Annotated in this window: 14 protein-coding genes and 1 pseudogene; 8 read left to right on the top strand and 7 right to left on the bottom strand. The window is 52.7% G+C overall.

Annotated elements, in window-relative coordinates:
* Positions 1-3 precede the first annotated feature (3 nt).
* The 3 genes from ACRBCU_RS08650 (at position 4) to ACRBCU_RS08640 (ending at position 3,460) form a co-directional block, all read left to right on the top strand.
* Positions 4-783: a succinate dehydrogenase iron-sulfur subunit gene (locus tag ACRBCU_RS08650; RefSeq protein WP_431364980.1), complete on the top strand. Its 780-nt coding sequence runs from the start codon at positions 4-6 to the stop codon at positions 781-783.
* Positions 784-940: 157 nt separating this feature from the next.
* Positions 941-2,596, top strand: a complete 1,656-nt coding sequence (locus ACRBCU_RS08645) for an FAD-binding dehydrogenase (protein WP_431364979.1) — start codon at positions 941-943, stop codon at positions 2,594-2,596.
* A gap of 18 nt (positions 2,597-2,614) precedes the next feature.
* A complete protein-coding gene (locus ACRBCU_RS08640; protein ID WP_431364978.1) occupies positions 2,615-3,460 on the top strand; it encodes an urea carboxylase-associated family protein in 846 nt (281 codons plus the stop codon).
* Here ACRBCU_RS08640 and deoD read toward each other — a convergent pair.
* The 7 genes and pseudogenes from deoD to ACRBCU_RS08605 form a co-directional block, all read right to left on the bottom strand.
* Positions 3,457-4,161 (bottom strand): purine-nucleoside phosphorylase, encoded by a 705-nt coding sequence (deoD, locus tag ACRBCU_RS08635; RefSeq protein ID WP_431364977.1) that lies wholly within the window; start codon positions 4,159-4,161, stop codon positions 3,457-3,459. The two genes, ACRBCU_RS08640 and deoD, sit on opposite strands and share 4 nt — an antisense overlap.
* Before the next feature lie 72 nt (positions 4,162-4,233).
* Positions 4,234-5,475 carry a hypothetical protein gene (locus ACRBCU_RS08630; protein ID WP_431364976.1) on the bottom strand — a complete coding sequence of 414 codons (1,242 nt, stop codon included), beginning with the start codon at positions 5,473-5,475 and terminating at the stop codon, positions 4,234-4,236.
* Positions 5,476-5,633: 158 nt separating this feature from the next.
* Positions 5,634-6,881 (bottom strand): calcium-binding protein, encoded by a 1,248-nt coding sequence (locus tag ACRBCU_RS08625; protein WP_431364975.1) that lies wholly within the window; start codon positions 6,879-6,881, stop codon positions 5,634-5,636.
* A 146-nt stretch (positions 6,882-7,027) separates the two neighbouring features.
* The gene (locus ACRBCU_RS08620) at positions 7,028-7,474 is read right to left on the bottom strand and encodes an N-acetyltransferase family protein (RefSeq protein ID WP_431364974.1); all 447 of its coding nucleotides are present in this window, start codon (positions 7,472-7,474) and stop codon (positions 7,028-7,030) included.
* Between the two features lie 36 nt (positions 7,475-7,510).
* Positions 7,511-8,802: pseudogene (locus ACRBCU_RS08615) on the bottom strand (methylmalonyl-CoA mutase family protein); the annotation flags it as partial.
* 2 nt (positions 8,803-8,804) lie between these two features.
* Positions 8,805-9,517: methylmalonyl-CoA mutase family protein (locus ACRBCU_RS08610; protein WP_431364973.1), on the bottom strand; the 713-nt coding region annotated here is incomplete at its 3' end.
* A gap of 93 nt (positions 9,518-9,610) precedes the next feature.
* Positions 9,611-10,213, bottom strand: a complete 603-nt coding sequence (locus ACRBCU_RS08605) for a GNAT family N-acetyltransferase (protein ID WP_431364972.1) — start codon at positions 10,211-10,213, stop codon at positions 9,611-9,613.
* Between the two features lie 71 nt (positions 10,214-10,284).
* On the opposite strand from ACRBCU_RS08605, the gene ACRBCU_RS08600 reads away from it, so the two are divergent.
* The 5 genes from ACRBCU_RS08600 to ACRBCU_RS08580 all read left to right on the top strand — a co-directional run bounded on the left by ACRBCU_RS08600 (position 10,285) and on the right by ACRBCU_RS08580 (position 14,886).
* Positions 10,285-11,640, top strand: coding sequence for a 1-acyl-sn-glycerol-3-phosphate acyltransferase (locus tag ACRBCU_RS08600; protein WP_431364971.1), 1,356 nt, complete (start codon positions 10,285-10,287; stop codon positions 11,638-11,640).
* Between the two features lie 150 nt (positions 11,641-11,790).
* Entirely contained in the window at positions 11,791-13,074 is a 1,284-nt protein-coding gene (ccrA, locus tag ACRBCU_RS08595) for a crotonyl-CoA carboxylase/reductase (RefSeq protein ID WP_431364970.1), read from the top strand.
* A gap of 216 nt (positions 13,075-13,290) precedes the next feature.
* Positions 13,291-13,506, top strand: a complete 216-nt coding sequence (locus ACRBCU_RS08590) for a hypothetical protein (RefSeq protein WP_431364969.1) — start codon at positions 13,291-13,293, stop codon at positions 13,504-13,506.
* Positions 13,463-14,164 carry a helix-turn-helix transcriptional regulator gene (locus tag ACRBCU_RS08585; protein ID WP_431364968.1) on the top strand — a complete coding sequence of 234 codons (702 nt, stop codon included), beginning with the start codon at positions 13,463-13,465 and terminating at the stop codon, positions 14,162-14,164. The genes ACRBCU_RS08590 and ACRBCU_RS08585 overlap by 44 nt, the downstream gene beginning before the upstream one ends.
* 86 nt (positions 14,165-14,250) lie before the next feature.
* The gene (locus tag ACRBCU_RS08580; RefSeq protein WP_431364967.1) at positions 14,251-14,886 is read left to right on the top strand and encodes an acyl-homoserine-lactone synthase; all 636 of its coding nucleotides are present in this window, start codon (positions 14,251-14,253) and stop codon (positions 14,884-14,886) included.
* The last annotated feature ends 25 nt before the right edge of the window (positions 14,887-14,911 follow it).

Below are 14,911 nucleotides of genomic sequence, written 5' to 3'. Positions count from 1 at the left end.
ACGATGGTAGAACTGACCCTCCCCAAGAATTCCCGCATGACGTCCGGCAAAACATGGCCGAAACCATCGGGTGCGAATAACCTTCGTAAATTCCAGATTTATCGCTGGAACCCTGACGATGGTAAGAACCCGTCTTTGGACACCTATTGGGTGGATATGGACAACTGCGGCCCGATGATTTTGGACGCGCTGATCAAGATCAAGAACGAGATTGATCCGACGCTCACGTTCCGCCGGTCTTGCCGTGAAGGCATCTGTGGCTCTTGCGCGATGAACATCGACGGGATCAACACGCTGGCCTGCATCTACGGCATAGACGAAATCAAAGGCGACGTGAAAATCTACCCGCTTCCACACATGCCTGTGGTCAAGGACTTGATCCCTGATCTGACGCACTTCTATGCCCAGCACGCCTCTATCATGCCGTGGCTTGAAACAAAGACAAACCGCCCTGCGAAAGAATGGAAGCAGTCCATAGAAGATCGCAAAAAGCTTGATGGTCTTTATGAGTGCGTTATGTGCGCGTCATGCTCTACGTCTTGCCCATCCTATTGGTGGAATGGCGATCGCTACCTTGGGCCAGCAGCCCTGCTTCATGCGTATCGTTGGTTGATCGACAGCCGCGATGAAGCAACAGGCGAGCGTTTGGATGAACTTGAAGATCCATTCAAACTCTATCGTTGCCATACGATTATGAACTGCGCGAAGACTTGCCCGAAGGGTCTGAACCCAGCCAAGGCAATCGCAGAAATCAAAAAGATGATGGTTGAACGCTCAGTATAAGGCGCTCAAAGTTCAAATTCTCAAAGCCCTGCCAGTGCAAGCTGGCGGGGCTTTTTGTTTGAACGCCCGAAATCGGGCGACGTGGCGTTTCGCGAAACACGTCTAGCGCGATGTGCTTGCGCTGTTAAAGTGGCCTCAAACCTTGGGAGGGGATGAGATGACGCTCAAACAATCGGCAGATGTAATAGTCGTTGGCGCAGGCTTGGCTGGATTGGTCGCAGCGAGCGAGGCCGCGTCGCGGGGCCGCAAAGTCCTGTTGCTTGACCAAGAGGGCGAGCAATCTCTGGGCGGGCAGGCGCATTGGTCGCTGGGTGGCTTGTTCATGATCGACACGCCCGAGCAAAGGCGTATGGGTATTCGCGACAGCCATGCGCTCGCCCTCAGTGATTGGATGGGTTCGGCGCAATTTGATCGCCCAGAAGACGAAAACCCGCGCAAGACTGCAGAGGCGTTTTTGGATTTCTCCGCGGGTGAAATGCGTCCTTGGTTGCACTCTATTGGCTATCGCTGGTTTCCCGTTGTTGGATGGGCTGAACGTGGCGGAGCGCTTGCTAACGGGCATGGCAACTCCGTGCCGCGCTTTCATATCACATGGGGTACAGGTCCAGGCACAGTCGCCCCGTTTGAGCGTCTGGTGCGCGCAGCGCATGAGGCGGGGCAAATTACCTTTGCCTTCCGTCATCGCGTTACAAATCTGATCGTCACTAATGGTGCTGCATGCGGTGTAAGCGGTGACGTCTTGAGCACTGATCCCGCCGAGCGCGGGCGCAGCTCTAATCGCGATGTGAGCGATAGTTTTGAGTATTCGGCCCAGTCTGTGATCGTGACGACGGGCGGCATTGGCGGCGATCATGACATGGTGCGTGCGCATTGGCCCACTGATCGGCTTGGCCCAGCGCCCAAACGCATGGTGGCGGGTGTGCCTGATTACGTGGATGGCCAAATGCAGCGCGTTGCGATTGAGGCTGGGGCCGACGCGATCAACGGGGATCGCATGTGGCATTACACGGAAGGGCTCGCCAACTGGAATTCGATTTGGCCCAATCACGGTATCCGTATTTTGCCGGGTCCGTCTTCTATGTGGTTCGACGCCTTGGGCCAACGCATGGAAGCGCCATTTCTGCCCGGATTTGATACGCTCGGCACGCTCAAACGCATTCTTTCAACGGGGCATGAACATAGCTGGTTTATCCTGACGCAGAAAATCATCGAGAAAGAGTTCGCGCTTTCAGGATCTGAGCAAAACCCTGACCTGACTTCGGGCAAGTGGTCCAGCGTTCTAAAGGCACGTTTGATGGGTAAAGGCGCGCCAGCGCCCGTCGAAGCGTTTAAGAAACATGGCGAAGATTTTGTGGTGGCCGATACATTAGATCAGCTCATTGTCGGGATGAATAAACTGACGCCGGATACACCGCTCGATCCTGTTCGAATTCGCGAGCAGATAGAAGCGCGTGATATGCAAATCGAAAATGAATTCTCCAAAGACGCGCAAATCACCGCCATTCGCGGTGCCCGTGCGTATAAGGGTGATCGCCTTATTCGCACAGCTAAGCCGCATCGCATTCTTGAGCAGGAAAACGGGCCACTTATCGCGGTTCGCCTTAACATCCTGACGCGTAAATCGCTTGGCGGATTGCATACCAATTTGTCTAGCCAAGTCCTGCGTCCCGACGGAACTGTCTTTGACGGATTATTCGCTGCAGGCGAAGTCGCGGGCTTTGGAGGTGGCGGCTATCACGGATATAATGCGCTAGAAGGTACGTTTCTCGGAGGCTGCATTTTCTCAGGCCGCGCCGCAGGTCGGGCAACTTGATCGCATTTGGAGCGAAGTATGAGTAATATTCCAACTGATGCAGACGCAAGGCGCGCTATTCCACCTGTTGTTTGTTATCCTGTTGAGACCCTGCCAAAACGGGATTTGGCTCTCTATCAAAGGGCGCGTGCAACAGCTAAGAAGGTTGGCGAGGTGATTGCGCCGCCGCGTGATGCGGCAAGTTTCACTGCTAGAGCAGGCCAATTTGTTCGCATTTCAGCACCGTCTGGCCCGCAAGTGGGCGATTTGAACCTGTGGAATGCGAATGACTTAACCGAGCGTTTTTATTCTGGCAAAACCCGCGCACTTCACGGCACGCACGTGACCACTGGCGAAAGCCTTTGGTCTACCTTCCCAAATTTGCGTCCCATGGTGACTATAACGGCAGATACGCTTGATTGGTATGGAATAGACGAATTTGGTGGCTCGGTTCATGATGTGATCGGAACGCGCTGTGATCCCTATACTGGGCATTTACTATCTGGCTCGCACTACCATCATTGTTGTCACTCTAATCTTACGCGTGCGTTAGCGAACCATCTTGGCTGTTCAACACAAGAGGCAGAGCCGCATGTGCATGATGTTCTGAATGTCTTTATGTGCACAGGGTTCACGCGGGATACGGGGCAGTATTTCATGAAATCCAGCCCCGTTCGGGAAAGTGACTACTTTGAATTTTTTGCGGAAATTGACATACTTGGCGCTCTGAGCGCTTGTCCCGGAGGAGATTGCTCAACGAGCCATTCTAGTGATGCGGCGCAGTGTTTTCCGCTTTTGATCGAAGTGTTTGAACCTGAAGAGGGAACGCTGAAAGGTTGGGAGCCGCCAGAGCCTAATGCTTATGACGGCTCGCATGGTCGCTAGGAAAAGGCTGATTCCAAAGCGATTTCGACCATCTCTCCAAAGCTGCTTTCGCGATCGGACGCGGGCAAGGCTTCGCCAGTTTGTAGGTGATCAGACACCGTAAGAACTGCCAACGCACGGGCACCATAGCGCGCTGCTAAGGTGTATAGTTCCGCGGCTTCCATTTCGACGCCGAGAATTCCGTGACGCACCATTTGCTCGTTCAGGTCAGGGCGTTCGTCATAAAATACGTCAGATGAATAGATGCCGCCAACATGCGTTTTTGTACCCTTTGCCTCTGCGGCGCGCGCGGCAGCTTGTAAAAGCTGGTAGTCAGCGCAGGGTGCGAAATTCACTTCTTTAAAGAAGCCACGTGATGGCGTTGAAAGCGTCGTTGCTGTCATCGCGATAATAACATCGCGAATTGCGACATGAGGTTGCATGCCTCCGCAGGACCCAATTCGAATAAGCGTCTTGGCCCCATAATCTTTGAGCAACTCGTTGGCATAAATCGATAAGGATGGCATGCCCATGCCGCTGCCTTGGATCGTGACCCGATTACCCTTCCACGTGCCGGTAAACCCCAACATGCCGCGCACTTCATTTACAAGAGTCGCATCGTCCAGAAAGGTCTCGGCGGCCCACTTCGCCCGATACGGATCGCCCGGCATCAGCACAGTTTCTGCAATCTGTCCTTTTTCAGCACCGATGTGGATTGTCATAGGGAGGTTCCTTCAAAATAAAAACGCTGGCGAGGAATCCCCGCCAGCGCAGTATGTCAAACATCAACAGGATCAGAAAACGAAATCATCCGCTGTGATGTCAGTATGCTCGGTGTTGAGAAGGTTCACCGAGTTGCCGTTCCACTGGATCAAGGTGTTTGGGCCGTCGTCAACGATTGTTAATTCAGCGAAGCTTGCGGCGTTGTCGATTTTAATCTCGTCAATACCATCTTCAAAGTCGAGGACGATGTCATGGGCAAATTTGTTCCCAAGGAAGACAAAGCGATCCTCTCCAGCACCGCCATCAAGCGTGTCGTTGCCCTTGGCTACACGCAAAAGGTCGTTGCCTCCGCGTCCTTCGAAATAGTTGTCTTGCTTGTTGTCGCGCATCTTGTCGCGGAATTCCGTGCCGCGAATGCCTTCGACATTGGTAACGGTGTCATCATCGTGAAATCCGTCGCGCACACGATCTTCGCTCAAGTCAGCACGTACCCCAAAGCGCCCACCTTGATCCGCGTCTCTGCGATAATCAAGAACGTCAAAACCATCGCGGCCATTTATCGTGTCATCGCCCTGCATGCCATTGAAAGTGTTATTATCTTCATCGCCCAGTAAGGTATCCGCAAGAAAAGAACCACGTAACCGTTCGATTGAAATTAAGGTATCGACTTCACCGTCAGCGCCTGTCGCGGTTCCTGCCGCTAAGTCCGCAACAACACCTTGAAACGCGAAGGCTGGGTCATAGTACGCGGATGAATATGAAACCGTATCCGAGCCCTTACCGCCTTTATAGGTGTCACTGCCGCCGCGATCTTCGATGAAGTCATCGCCGCGCCCTGCTTCCACGAGATCATCGCCCCAACCTGTGCGGATCGCATCGCCATTCCAATCGTAGGGAGCGGCGCTATCGGAGGCTCCGGTAATTGTATGCGTACCAGCGTATATGTAGCTGCTGGCGTTGAATCCTTGGTTGTCATTGGCAAAGTTGCTGAGGAGGGACAAAGAGGAGTTTAGTCCACTCATGTCCCAAACCAAATCTCCGGCCATGTTGAACGCTTGAATTTGGGTTAGAGTTCCGCCCGTAAAGTCGACGGCCATAGGCGGTGCATTTGGATCATCTGGCGTGTCAGTTTCTGGATTAACGACCGTTAGCCTGTATTCCCAAGCATGGCGCCCAGAGTCGAATGTGCCCAATTCTGACGCGTTGTATTGCATGACAATTTCGGTCGATGAGACGCTGGTGATCTCGTAAGAAAACACATCGCGTAAAAAGTAAACGCCCTCGTTGCCATTATAATAGGTAATATTAGCCATAAGAAATTCCCTCCAAATCAAATTGTGATGATCAAGGGTATATGGAGGAGTCACATTCAAGCAAGCCGAAGTCGTATGGATTCATTCTGAGGTTGTACGGATGGAGTCGGGCTTCGAAGATAGATCAAGCCGCCAGAATGGCGGCTTGATACTAGAAGTTAAGCATATACGAAGTCGTTAAACTCATCGAGCGTTGTTGAGTCCGTATTCAACAATTCAATTGTATTGCCATTCCAGTCGATCATGGCAGACGAGCCATTTTGAGAGATCGTCAGATCTTCGAAGGAGGAAATGTTCTCGACCAGAATGAAATCGAATTGATCCCAATCGGTAATGACATCATGGCCAAATGAATTGCCGATAAAGACAAACATGTCGTCGTGCGCACCACCAGATAGTGTGTCGTTGCCCATTGCAGACTTAAGCACGTCCCAGCCTTCGCCACCTGCTAGGTAGTTATCTTGCTTGTTGTCGCGCAACACATCATCCGACCGCGTACCGATAATTCCTTCGACATTCTTCAGGGTATCGTCGTTGTGAAATCCATCCTGAACGGTTCCTTTTTTCAAGTTGGCTTGAATACCAAAGCGGCCACCTTGTTCGATGTCATGGCTGTAATCCACGATGTCAAAGCCTCCACGCCCATTGATCGTGTCGTCACCTTGCAAGCCGATGAACGCATTGTCTTCGATACTCCCGCGAAGAATATCGTCCAGGAAAGAGCCAACAAACCCTTCGATGCCGACAATCGTATCGGTGAAGCCATCGGGGCCGACAACCGTGCCGTCATTTATGTCGGCAACAATTCCTTGCGTTGCCAATTGGGGTTCATAAATCCAGTTCTGGTAGGAAAGGATATCTACGCCCTTACCGCCTTGGTAGTAATCAGAGCCCCCAGCGTCGGTGATTGTATCCATACCTCTGCCCGCGCTGACAGAGTCGTCGCCGGTGCCAGTGCGTATATTGTCATCGTCCCATCCGACCATTGGGTTACTGCTATCGGACGCACCTGTGATCGTATGATCGCCAGAGTAGACGTATTTCTGAGCGGCGATGCCTTCTTGAATGTTGGAATACACGCTCAGCAAATCCAACCTTAAATCCAAATCGCCGATTTGCGCGATTTGCGCTCCAGATTGATCAAATGCCGTAATGCTCGACAGCGTTCCTGCCACGAAATCAAGCTCGCCGAACGGTGCCTCAGGATCCTGCGGTGGTAGCGCGACAGCGTCAACCAAGGTCAGCTTGTACTGCCACGGGTGAACCGTTGGATCATGCGGGCCTAGTTCAGTTTCATTGTACTGAAGAACGAGTTCAGTCTCTGATTGCGATACCAACGCAAACGAATACAAATCTTCGAGCAACCAGATCCCTTGGTTTCCATTTCCATAAGTAATCGTAGCCATTGTTTACCCTCCATTTTGCCTTCTCACACAATTGAGGTATGGGCGAATTGAGGGTAAACAAGATGCCAGTCGAGACCTGCGACGAGACGTAGCAACTATTTGAAATAAAAAAGAAAAATGCATTTCGGATGCATCTTCTTTTGAAGCTATCGTCCGTATTTGATGAAGGGTGAAAGAGTTGCAATTCGATCATAAAGAAGGCGCGCTGTGGCGTTGAATTCTTGCGTCATCCAATAGACCGTTGGCGTGTTCCCTTGGTCTGCAATCTCATAAACATGCTCGATCAATGCGCGACCGATACCTGATCCGCGCACAGAGGGATCAGCGTAGAGGTCTTGCAGATAGATAACGTCTTCAATTTTCCAATTATGCGGGTGGGATATCCAATGGACCAATCCAACAGGCGTTCCGTCTTTAACGGCCAATGCCGCGCACTGCTGCCTATGCGAGGGATCGATCAAGCGCGCAAACGTGGTGGCATAGACCTCTTCTGCAACAGAGGTTTCATAGTAGTCCAAATAGGCGGTCCAAAGACGGCGCCATTCGGCTTCATCGCTGCGCTCAAGCGGGCGGATTGAAAGGGTATTGCTCATAAGCGAGACGGTAGGACCGCCCCGCTTTTAGGTCAATCACTCAGCTGCAAGTGCCGTTGGGTCGGCGAGTGTAACGATGTCTTTCATGATGGCATTCAGCTCGAAATCCTTTGGCGTGTAGACACGCGCAACCCCCATCGCGAGCAAGCGCTCCGCATCGTCGTCAGGGATGATGCCACCAACGATGACAGGTGTATCGCCCAAACCAGCTTCGCGCATGCGTTTCATCAAGTCTTCGACAAGCGGGATGTGCGAGCCTGAGAGGATCGAAAGGCCAACAACATGCGCCTGTGTGTCCAGCGCAGAGGCAACCAGTTCTTCGGGTGTCATGCGGATGCCGTCGTATTCTATGTCCATGCCGCAATCGCGCGCGCGGAAGGCAATCTGCTCGGAGCCGTTGGAGTGACCATCAAGACCTGGTTTGCCCACAAGGAACTTGAGACGACGGCCCAGCTTGTCGCTGACCACGTTCACGGCCTCGCGCAGATCGTCCAGACCTTCGGTCTTGTTCGACACAGACGCGGAAACACCTGTTGGGCCGCGATATTCACCATGGATCGTGCGCATTTGCGCGGCCCATTCGCCGGTCGTGACGCCAGCCTTTGCGGCGGCAATGGACGCAGGCATAACGTTTTCGCCCTTGGAGGATGCTTCTCGCAGCGCCGCGAGCGCGGCTTGGACCGCAGCGTCGTCGCGTTCCGCTTTCCACGCGTTCAAACGCTCGATCTGCTCGCCCTCAACCGCTGGATCAACAACCATGATGCCGCCATCTTCGGTCTGTAGCGGCGATTGTTCGCCCTGTTGCCATTTGTTCACGCCTACAACGATGGTCTCGTTGCGCTCGATCTTGTTGAGGCGATCCGCGTTGCTATCGACCAAACGGGACTTCATGTAATCAATCGCGTCAATCGCGCCGCCCATTGAATCCAGGTTCGCAAGCTCCGCGCGTGCACCTGTTTTCAGCTCTTCAACCTTGCGATCTACCGCAGGGTTTTGATCGAAGAGATCGTCAAATTCCAGAAGGTCGGTCTCATAAGCCAGAATTTGCTGCATACGCATGGACCATTGCTGATCCCACGGGCGCGGCAGGCCAAGGGCTTCGTTCCATGCGGGCAGCTGAACAGCACGCGCGCGGGCATTTTTGGACAGGGTCACAGCCAGCATTTCGATCAAGATACGGTAGACGTTATTCTCCGGCTGCTGCTCGGTCAGGCCAAGTGAGTTGACCTGAACACCATAGCGGAAACGACGCATTTTGGGGTCTTCGACGCCGTAACGCTCGAGACAAATCTCATCCCAAAGGTCCACAAAGGCGCGCATTTTGCACANNTCGACAAAGGCGCGCATTTTGCACATCTCGGTGACGAAACGAATGCCCGCGTTCACGAAGAAGGAGATACGACCAACGAGCGTCGGGAAATCCTCGGCAGGAACGCGTGGGCGCAGTTCATCGAGAACGGCCGTTGCTGTTGCCAAAGCGAAGGCGAGTTCCTGCTCCGGCGTCGCGCCCGCCTCTTGCAGGTGGTAGGAACACACATTCATCGGGTTCCATTTGGGGATGTTCGTGTAGCAATACTCCGCCACATCCGCGATCATCTTGAGGCTCGGGGCAGGGGGGCAAATATATGTCCCGCGCGAGAGATACTCTTTGATCAGATCGTTCTGAACCGTGCCTTGCAGTTTGGACACATCCGCGCCTTGCTCTTCAGCGGCGGCGACATAAAGCGCGAGGAGCCAAGGGGCCGTCGCGTTGATCGTCATGGACGTGTTCATTTCCTCAAGCGGAATCTGATCGAACAGGGTGCGCATATCGCCAAGGTGACACACAGGCACGCCAACCTTGCCCACTTCGCCGCGCGCGAGAACGTGGTCGCTATCATAGCCTGTCTGGGTAGGAAGATCGAAAGCCACGGAAAGGCCAGTCTGACCCTTGGCCAAGTTGCCACGATACAAAGCGTTTGAGGCCTTGGCTGTAGAGTGACCTGCGTAGGTCCGAATGAGCCAAGGACGATCTTTTTTCACGGCAGTTTGGGTGTCGGACATAGCGCGCCTCTTGAATCAGTCTGGGTAATTTAATTACGTTTCACACTGTATATGTGGAATTTTGCGCAACTGTCAATTCGCCGCGTTGCGGCATTATCGCGAATGCGGGCGCAGCGTAAATCGCATTTCGGTTGCGCTGGAAAAGCCAAAGATGTGCTTTAGTGGCCCAAGCGATTGAATACCCCCTGCAACAAAGCCCTCGCGTTCGTATAGCGATCGCGCGCGAGGATTGGTGTCGATCACATCGAGGCGAACGTCGCTGCAATTGCGCGTTTCGGCTTCTTGTTTGATCGCATTGAGCAGCGCTGTGCCGAGCCCTAAGCCACGCGCGCTTTTCGTGACAAAAATCCCGTCCATAAGGAGTGAGTTCTGTTCAAGCTTGCGCTCAACTATAGTTAACAAAGCTGCGCGCCAAAGCGCACTTAGAAATCCATAGGTTGCACGGAGGTCCCCCAACCCGCCGTTTATCAGGGCACCCTCGTTTGTTTTGAAGCCTGCGACCCCTAGCAGCGTCCCGCTTTCGTCGCGTGCGCAAAGGGCGAAATCGGGATCTGCGACACGTGCAAGAAAATTCAGAGCCTTGTTATCTGGGCCCAGCCCTATGGACAGCTTTTCACCAAATGCTTCCCAATAAAGGGCGGCAACCTGATTTCGTTCGTCATCATGAAACCCTTTGGTGATGCGGATGGTCGACATTTTGATATATTCCTAACGGCAAGCCTAAGAATTATATTTACCCTCGCTTGCCTTACTGCAAGGGTCGCGCGATGACGCAAACTGTAGAACTTCCAATTTGGCTCTTTATATTGATCCTGCTTTTCGCAGTGATCACCTTTGCGTCGCACTTTCTTTTTCCTTCTGTGCGCTGGTTCTTTCGCAGAAGGATGGAGCGTGTGGTCAAGCGAGTGAACGAAAGACTTGAGCGCCCAATTGAACCTTTCAAGTTGGCGCGACGTTACGACATGATCCAACGCCTTATCTATGATCCCGAGGTGAGCCAAGCGATTGCCGATCACGCGCGGCGCAATAGTGTGCCAGAGAACGTCGCGTTTGAACAAGCGCGCAAATACGCGCGCGAAATCGTTCCGTCCTTTAGTGCGACGGCTTATTTCGGAATTGCCATTCGTATCGCGCGAGGCTTGAGCAACGCGCTCTACCGTGTGCGTTTGGGGTATCACGACGAAGAGGGCCTCAGTTCTCTGGATAAAGATGCAACTGTTGTCTTTGTGATGAACCATCGCTCGAACATGGACTATGTCTTGGTGACATACCTTGCATCCGAGCGATCTGCTCTAGCCTACGCAGTTGGCGAATGGGCACGCGTATGGCCGCTAAGCCGTTTGATCAAAGCGATGGGCGCCTATTTCATTCGTCGAAAATCACGCGGTGATCTCTATCGCCGCGTGCTGGCCCGTTATGTTTATCTAGCGACGCAAGCGGGTGTGACCCAAGCGATGTTTCCTGAAGGTGGATTGTCTTTGGATGGAAAGCTGGCACCTGCAAAATTGGGCCTTCTGAAGTACATTGCGGATGGGTACGAGGAAGATGGGCGCGACGTTCTCTTTGTACCCGTTGCATTGAATTATGATCGGGTTCTTGAAGATCGCATTCTAATGGCTGCCGACGCCGCAGGCACGCGCCGTTTCCGCGCGCGCATCAGCGTGGTTGCTGGCTTTTTCGTGAAACAGCTATGGTTGCGGCTGCGCGGCCGCTTTCATCGATTTGGATATGCTGCAGTGAGTTTCGGCCCTGCGGTTTCCCTGCGCGCGCATTCAAAACAGCACGGCGGGGCGGATGCTGAGCAACTCGCCCAAGAACTAATGGCACGTATCGCTGATGTTGTTCCCATTGTGCCTGTTCCGCTGCTCGCCTCTGCCTTAGTGGATCAATCTTCCGCTCTTAAGGCGGAATTGCCCAATTTGATGAATGCGCGCTTAGAGACTATGCGCAGTGCTCATGTGCATATGCCGCGCGATAGTATCGAGTATGCCGCGGAAATTGCGTTGAAACACCTTACGGAGCGCAAGATTTTGCGAGTCGAGGACGGTCTGGTGATTGTCGATGATGATCAACGCGCTGCTCTTGAGTATTATGCTAATTCCATTCGACATCTTTCGCGCTAATGATGCGCGTGCAGCATAATTGCTGCGTCTGCTGGGTTATAAAATTACCAAATTTGACTTTCCGATGTTGCATTGTTGCGCGAGGCTGTCTACTTCCTGTGCCACAGCAACGATTCTGCGTTGCGGCGACATTAATTGCAGGAGGCCATCATGGCTCTGGATACAGAAACCGGAATTGTGGCGTATGACGCGCCTGAAAAAGACCTCTACGAAATAGGCGAAATGCCTCCAATGGGCTATGTACCTAAGAAAATGTATGCTTGGGCGATCCGCCGCGAGCGTCATGGTGAGCCTGATACGGCGATGGAAGTAGAAGTTCTCGACGTGCCAGTGCTGGACAGCCACGAAGTGCTGGTCCTCGTTATGGCGGCAGGCGTGAACTACAACGGTGTTTGGGCATCTCTCGGCAAGCCGATTTCCCCATTCGACGGACACGGCCAGCCATTCCACATCGCAGGTTCCGATGCCTCTGGCATCGTTTGGGCCGTTGGTGACAAGGTTAAGCGCTGGAAAGTTGGCGACGAAGTTGTGATCCACTGCAACCAAGATGACGGTGACGATGAAGAGTGCAACGGCGGCGATCCGATGTATTCTGACAGCCAGCGTATCTGGGGCTACGAGACACCAGATGGCTCTTTCGCTCAGTTCACAAACGTTCAGGCGCAGCAGCTTATGCCACGCCCGAAGCACCTGACGTGGGAAGAGAGCGCGTGCTACACGCTTACTCTCGCAACTGCATACCGCATGTTGTTTGGCCATGAGCCACACGATTTGAAGCCGGGTCAAAACGTTCTGGTTTGGGGTGCATCTGGTGGCCTTGGTTCTTATGCGATCCAGTTGATCAACACCGCTGGCGCAAACGCGATTGGCGTGATCTCAGACGAGGACAAGCGTGATTTCGTCATGGGCCTTGGTGCCAAAGGCGTTCTGAACCGCAAAGACTTCAACTGCTGGGGTCAGCTGCCTACGGTTAACACACCAGAATATGCAGCTTGGTTCAAAGAAGCGCGTAAGTTCGGTAAAGCGATCTGGGATATCACCGGCAAAGGCAACAACGTCGACATGGTGTTTGAACACCCGGGCGAGGCAACTTTCCCTGTGTCTACATTCGTTGTGAAAAAGGGCGGTATGGTTGTGATCTGCGCGGGTACATCCGGCTTCAACCTGACCTTCGACGTGCGTTACATGTGGATGCACCAGAAGCGTTTGCAAGGTAGCCACTTTGCGCACCTAAAGCAGGCGGCAGCGGCGAACAAGCTGATGGTTCAGCGCCGTCTTGATCCGTGCATGTCTGAAGTGTTCGACTGGAATGATCTTCCTGCTGCGCACATGAAGATGCTGCGCAACGAGCATAAGCCAGGCAATATGTCGGTTCTTGTTCAGGCTCCGAAAACGGGTCTGCGAACATTTGAGGACGCCCTTTCAGCTGGTTAAGCCTTAACTGTTTCCAATCTAGAAACAAAGCGCTCGCGAATCACAATAGTGATCGCGGGCGTTTTACGTTGGAGCCCCTAAGTTCTTAGGTTCCAATAGCTTGTGAAAACCCTCCTCGCTATTTCTGGGGAGTTGTTTTTCGTGAATACCTGAAATTAACCAGCTCGTGTTATAGTTGTATTAACCTTTCATTAACTACTGACGGGGAGAGTTAGTATGAAGCACAACTGGATACTCGACGTTCTAACGGATCTGAAAAATTTCGCGGCAATCAACGGTTTACCTGACCTCGCTGCGCATCTTGATGATACTCATCGCATGGCGACCGTAGAGATCGAGCAATTGATCGAAAGGCCACTCATTGGCTCGAATATTGCACCTCGCGGACGTGGACCGCACGCTGGCCGCTCTGGAGCGCGCTACAGAACTTGATGAGCTTCAGGTTGCGATCGTTGGTCTAAGAGACGCGTTTCGGATAGACCACATGGTCTATCACTGGGTGAACAGCCAGGGTGAACAATATGGATGCGGAACTTATGCTCCTGCGTGGGTCGATCGCTATATTGAGCAAGACTACCTGCGCGTCGATCCTGTTGTTCTTGGGTGTTATCAGCGGTTTCATCCCGTTGATTGGAAACGTTTGGATTGGTCTTCCAAAGCTGCCCGAAGCTTTCAGCGCGAAGCAATTGAGTTCGGCGTAGGCAATCAAGGCTTTTCGATACCAATTCGCGGGCCAAATGGGCAGTACGCGCTATTCACCGCATCACACAATTGTTCAGACGAGGAATGGAAAGAATTCGTTAATGAACATCGCAGACAACTCATTCTTCTCGGTCACTATTTCAATCAAAAAGCTTTGGAGTTTGAGCCAGACAAGCTGCCCGAAGCTTCAAGAGCGCTATCGCCGCGCGAAACAGATGCGATGACCTATTTGGCCATGGGCTTTAACCGAGCGCAAACCGCCAATACGATGGATATTTCAGAGCATACTTTGCGTGTTTACATCGAATCTGCGCGTTTCAAGCTCGGTGCAATCAATACCACGCATGCAGTCGCGCGGGCGATGAGCCGCGGCTTAATTGTTGTTTAACCTTTTCACACATCAGCGAACGCTGAATTTACCTATAGTTTAACATCACCGTTCAACTTCCTTGATCACCAACAGGGGAGAAAACGATGATCCGGTATCTTTACGCAGATGAACTTCGCAGCGAGCCGCAGCTTCAACATTCTATGTTCTTGGACCGGGCGGATCAGTTCAAAACACGGCTTGGCTGGGATGTGAGTGTAGACAAATTCGGATATGAACGAGATCAATACGACGGGCAAAATCCGCTTTATGTTATCTACCAAAAACCCGATGGCTCTCACGGTGGGTCTATGCGTTTGCTTCCGACAACGGGGCGAACAATGGTCAATGATTATTTCCTAGATATTCTCGGTGGCGGCGAAGTAAGAAGTCCGGCGATTTGGGAATGCACACGCTTTTGTTTGTCTCGTGACGCTGAACCTCGCACCGCTGCTGCATTAATGTTGGCTGGGGGCGAGGTCATGGAGAATTTCGGTGTTAAACATTTCGTTGGCGTTTTTGACGCGCGCATGGTGCGGATATATCGAATGATTGGCGCCAGCCCTGAAGTCCTTGGCCGTTCGGGTAGCGGCAAAGACGAAATCAGCGTTGGTTTATGGTCTTTCACTGAAAGTTCGCGAGAGAAAGTATCACGCAAAGCGGGGATTACGCCAACTCTTTCGCGGCTCTGGTTTGAACGTGCTTTTGGAAGCGAGCCTCAAAAACTGGCCCAATCAGCGTGAAAGCCTAAAGCAGCGCTGGCACTCC

Source organism: Planktotalea sp., from assembly GCF_050633725.1.
In the GTDB taxonomy this organism is placed as follows: domain Bacteria; phylum Pseudomonadota; class Alphaproteobacteria; order Rhodobacterales; family Rhodobacteraceae; genus Planktotalea.
Note: the sequence above shows the minus strand (reverse complement) of the source record. Positions and strands in the feature narration are given on the sequence as shown.

What these genes read in the sequence shown, in the direction of transcription:
- ACRBCU_RS08650 (WP_431364980.1), top strand. Translation starts at nt 4, where the DNA reads ATGGTAGAACTGACCCTCCCCAAGAATTCCCGCATGACGTCCGGCAAA.
- ACRBCU_RS08645 (WP_431364979.1), top strand. Translation starts at nt 941, where the DNA reads ATGACGCTCAAACAATCGGCAGATGTAATAGTCGTTGGCGCAGGCTTG.
- ACRBCU_RS08640 (WP_431364978.1), top strand. Translation starts at nt 2,615, where the DNA reads ATGAGTAATATTCCAACTGATGCAGACGCAAGGCGCGCTATTCCACCT.
- deoD (WP_431364977.1), bottom strand. Translation starts at nt 4,161, where the DNA reads ATGACAATCCACATCGGTGCTGAAAAAGGACAGATTGCAGAAACTGTG.
- ACRBCU_RS08630 (WP_431364976.1), bottom strand. Translation starts at nt 5,475, where the DNA reads ATGGCTAATATTACCTATTATAATGGCAACGAGGGCGTTTACTTTTTA.
- ACRBCU_RS08625 (WP_431364975.1), bottom strand. Translation starts at nt 6,881, where the DNA reads ATGGCTACGATTACTTATGGAAATGGAAACCAAGGGATCTGGTTGCTC.
- ACRBCU_RS08620 (WP_431364974.1), bottom strand. Translation starts at nt 7,474, where the DNA reads ATGAGCAATACCCTTTCAATCCGCCCGCTTGAGCGCAGCGATGAAGCC.
- ACRBCU_RS08605 (WP_431364972.1), bottom strand. Translation starts at nt 10,213, where the DNA reads ATGTCGACCATCCGCATCACCAAAGGGTTTCATGATGACGAACGAAAT.
- ACRBCU_RS08600 (WP_431364971.1), top strand. Translation starts at nt 10,285, where the DNA reads ATGACGCAAACTGTAGAACTTCCAATTTGGCTCTTTATATTGATCCTG.
- ccrA (WP_431364970.1), top strand. Translation starts at nt 11,791, where the DNA reads ATGGCTCTGGATACAGAAACCGGAATTGTGGCGTATGACGCGCCTGAA.
- ACRBCU_RS08590 (WP_431364969.1), top strand. Translation starts at nt 13,291, where the DNA reads ATGAAGCACAACTGGATACTCGACGTTCTAACGGATCTGAAAAATTTC.
- ACRBCU_RS08580 (WP_431364967.1), top strand. Translation starts at nt 14,251, where the DNA reads ATGATCCGGTATCTTTACGCAGATGAACTTCGCAGCGAGCCGCAGCTT.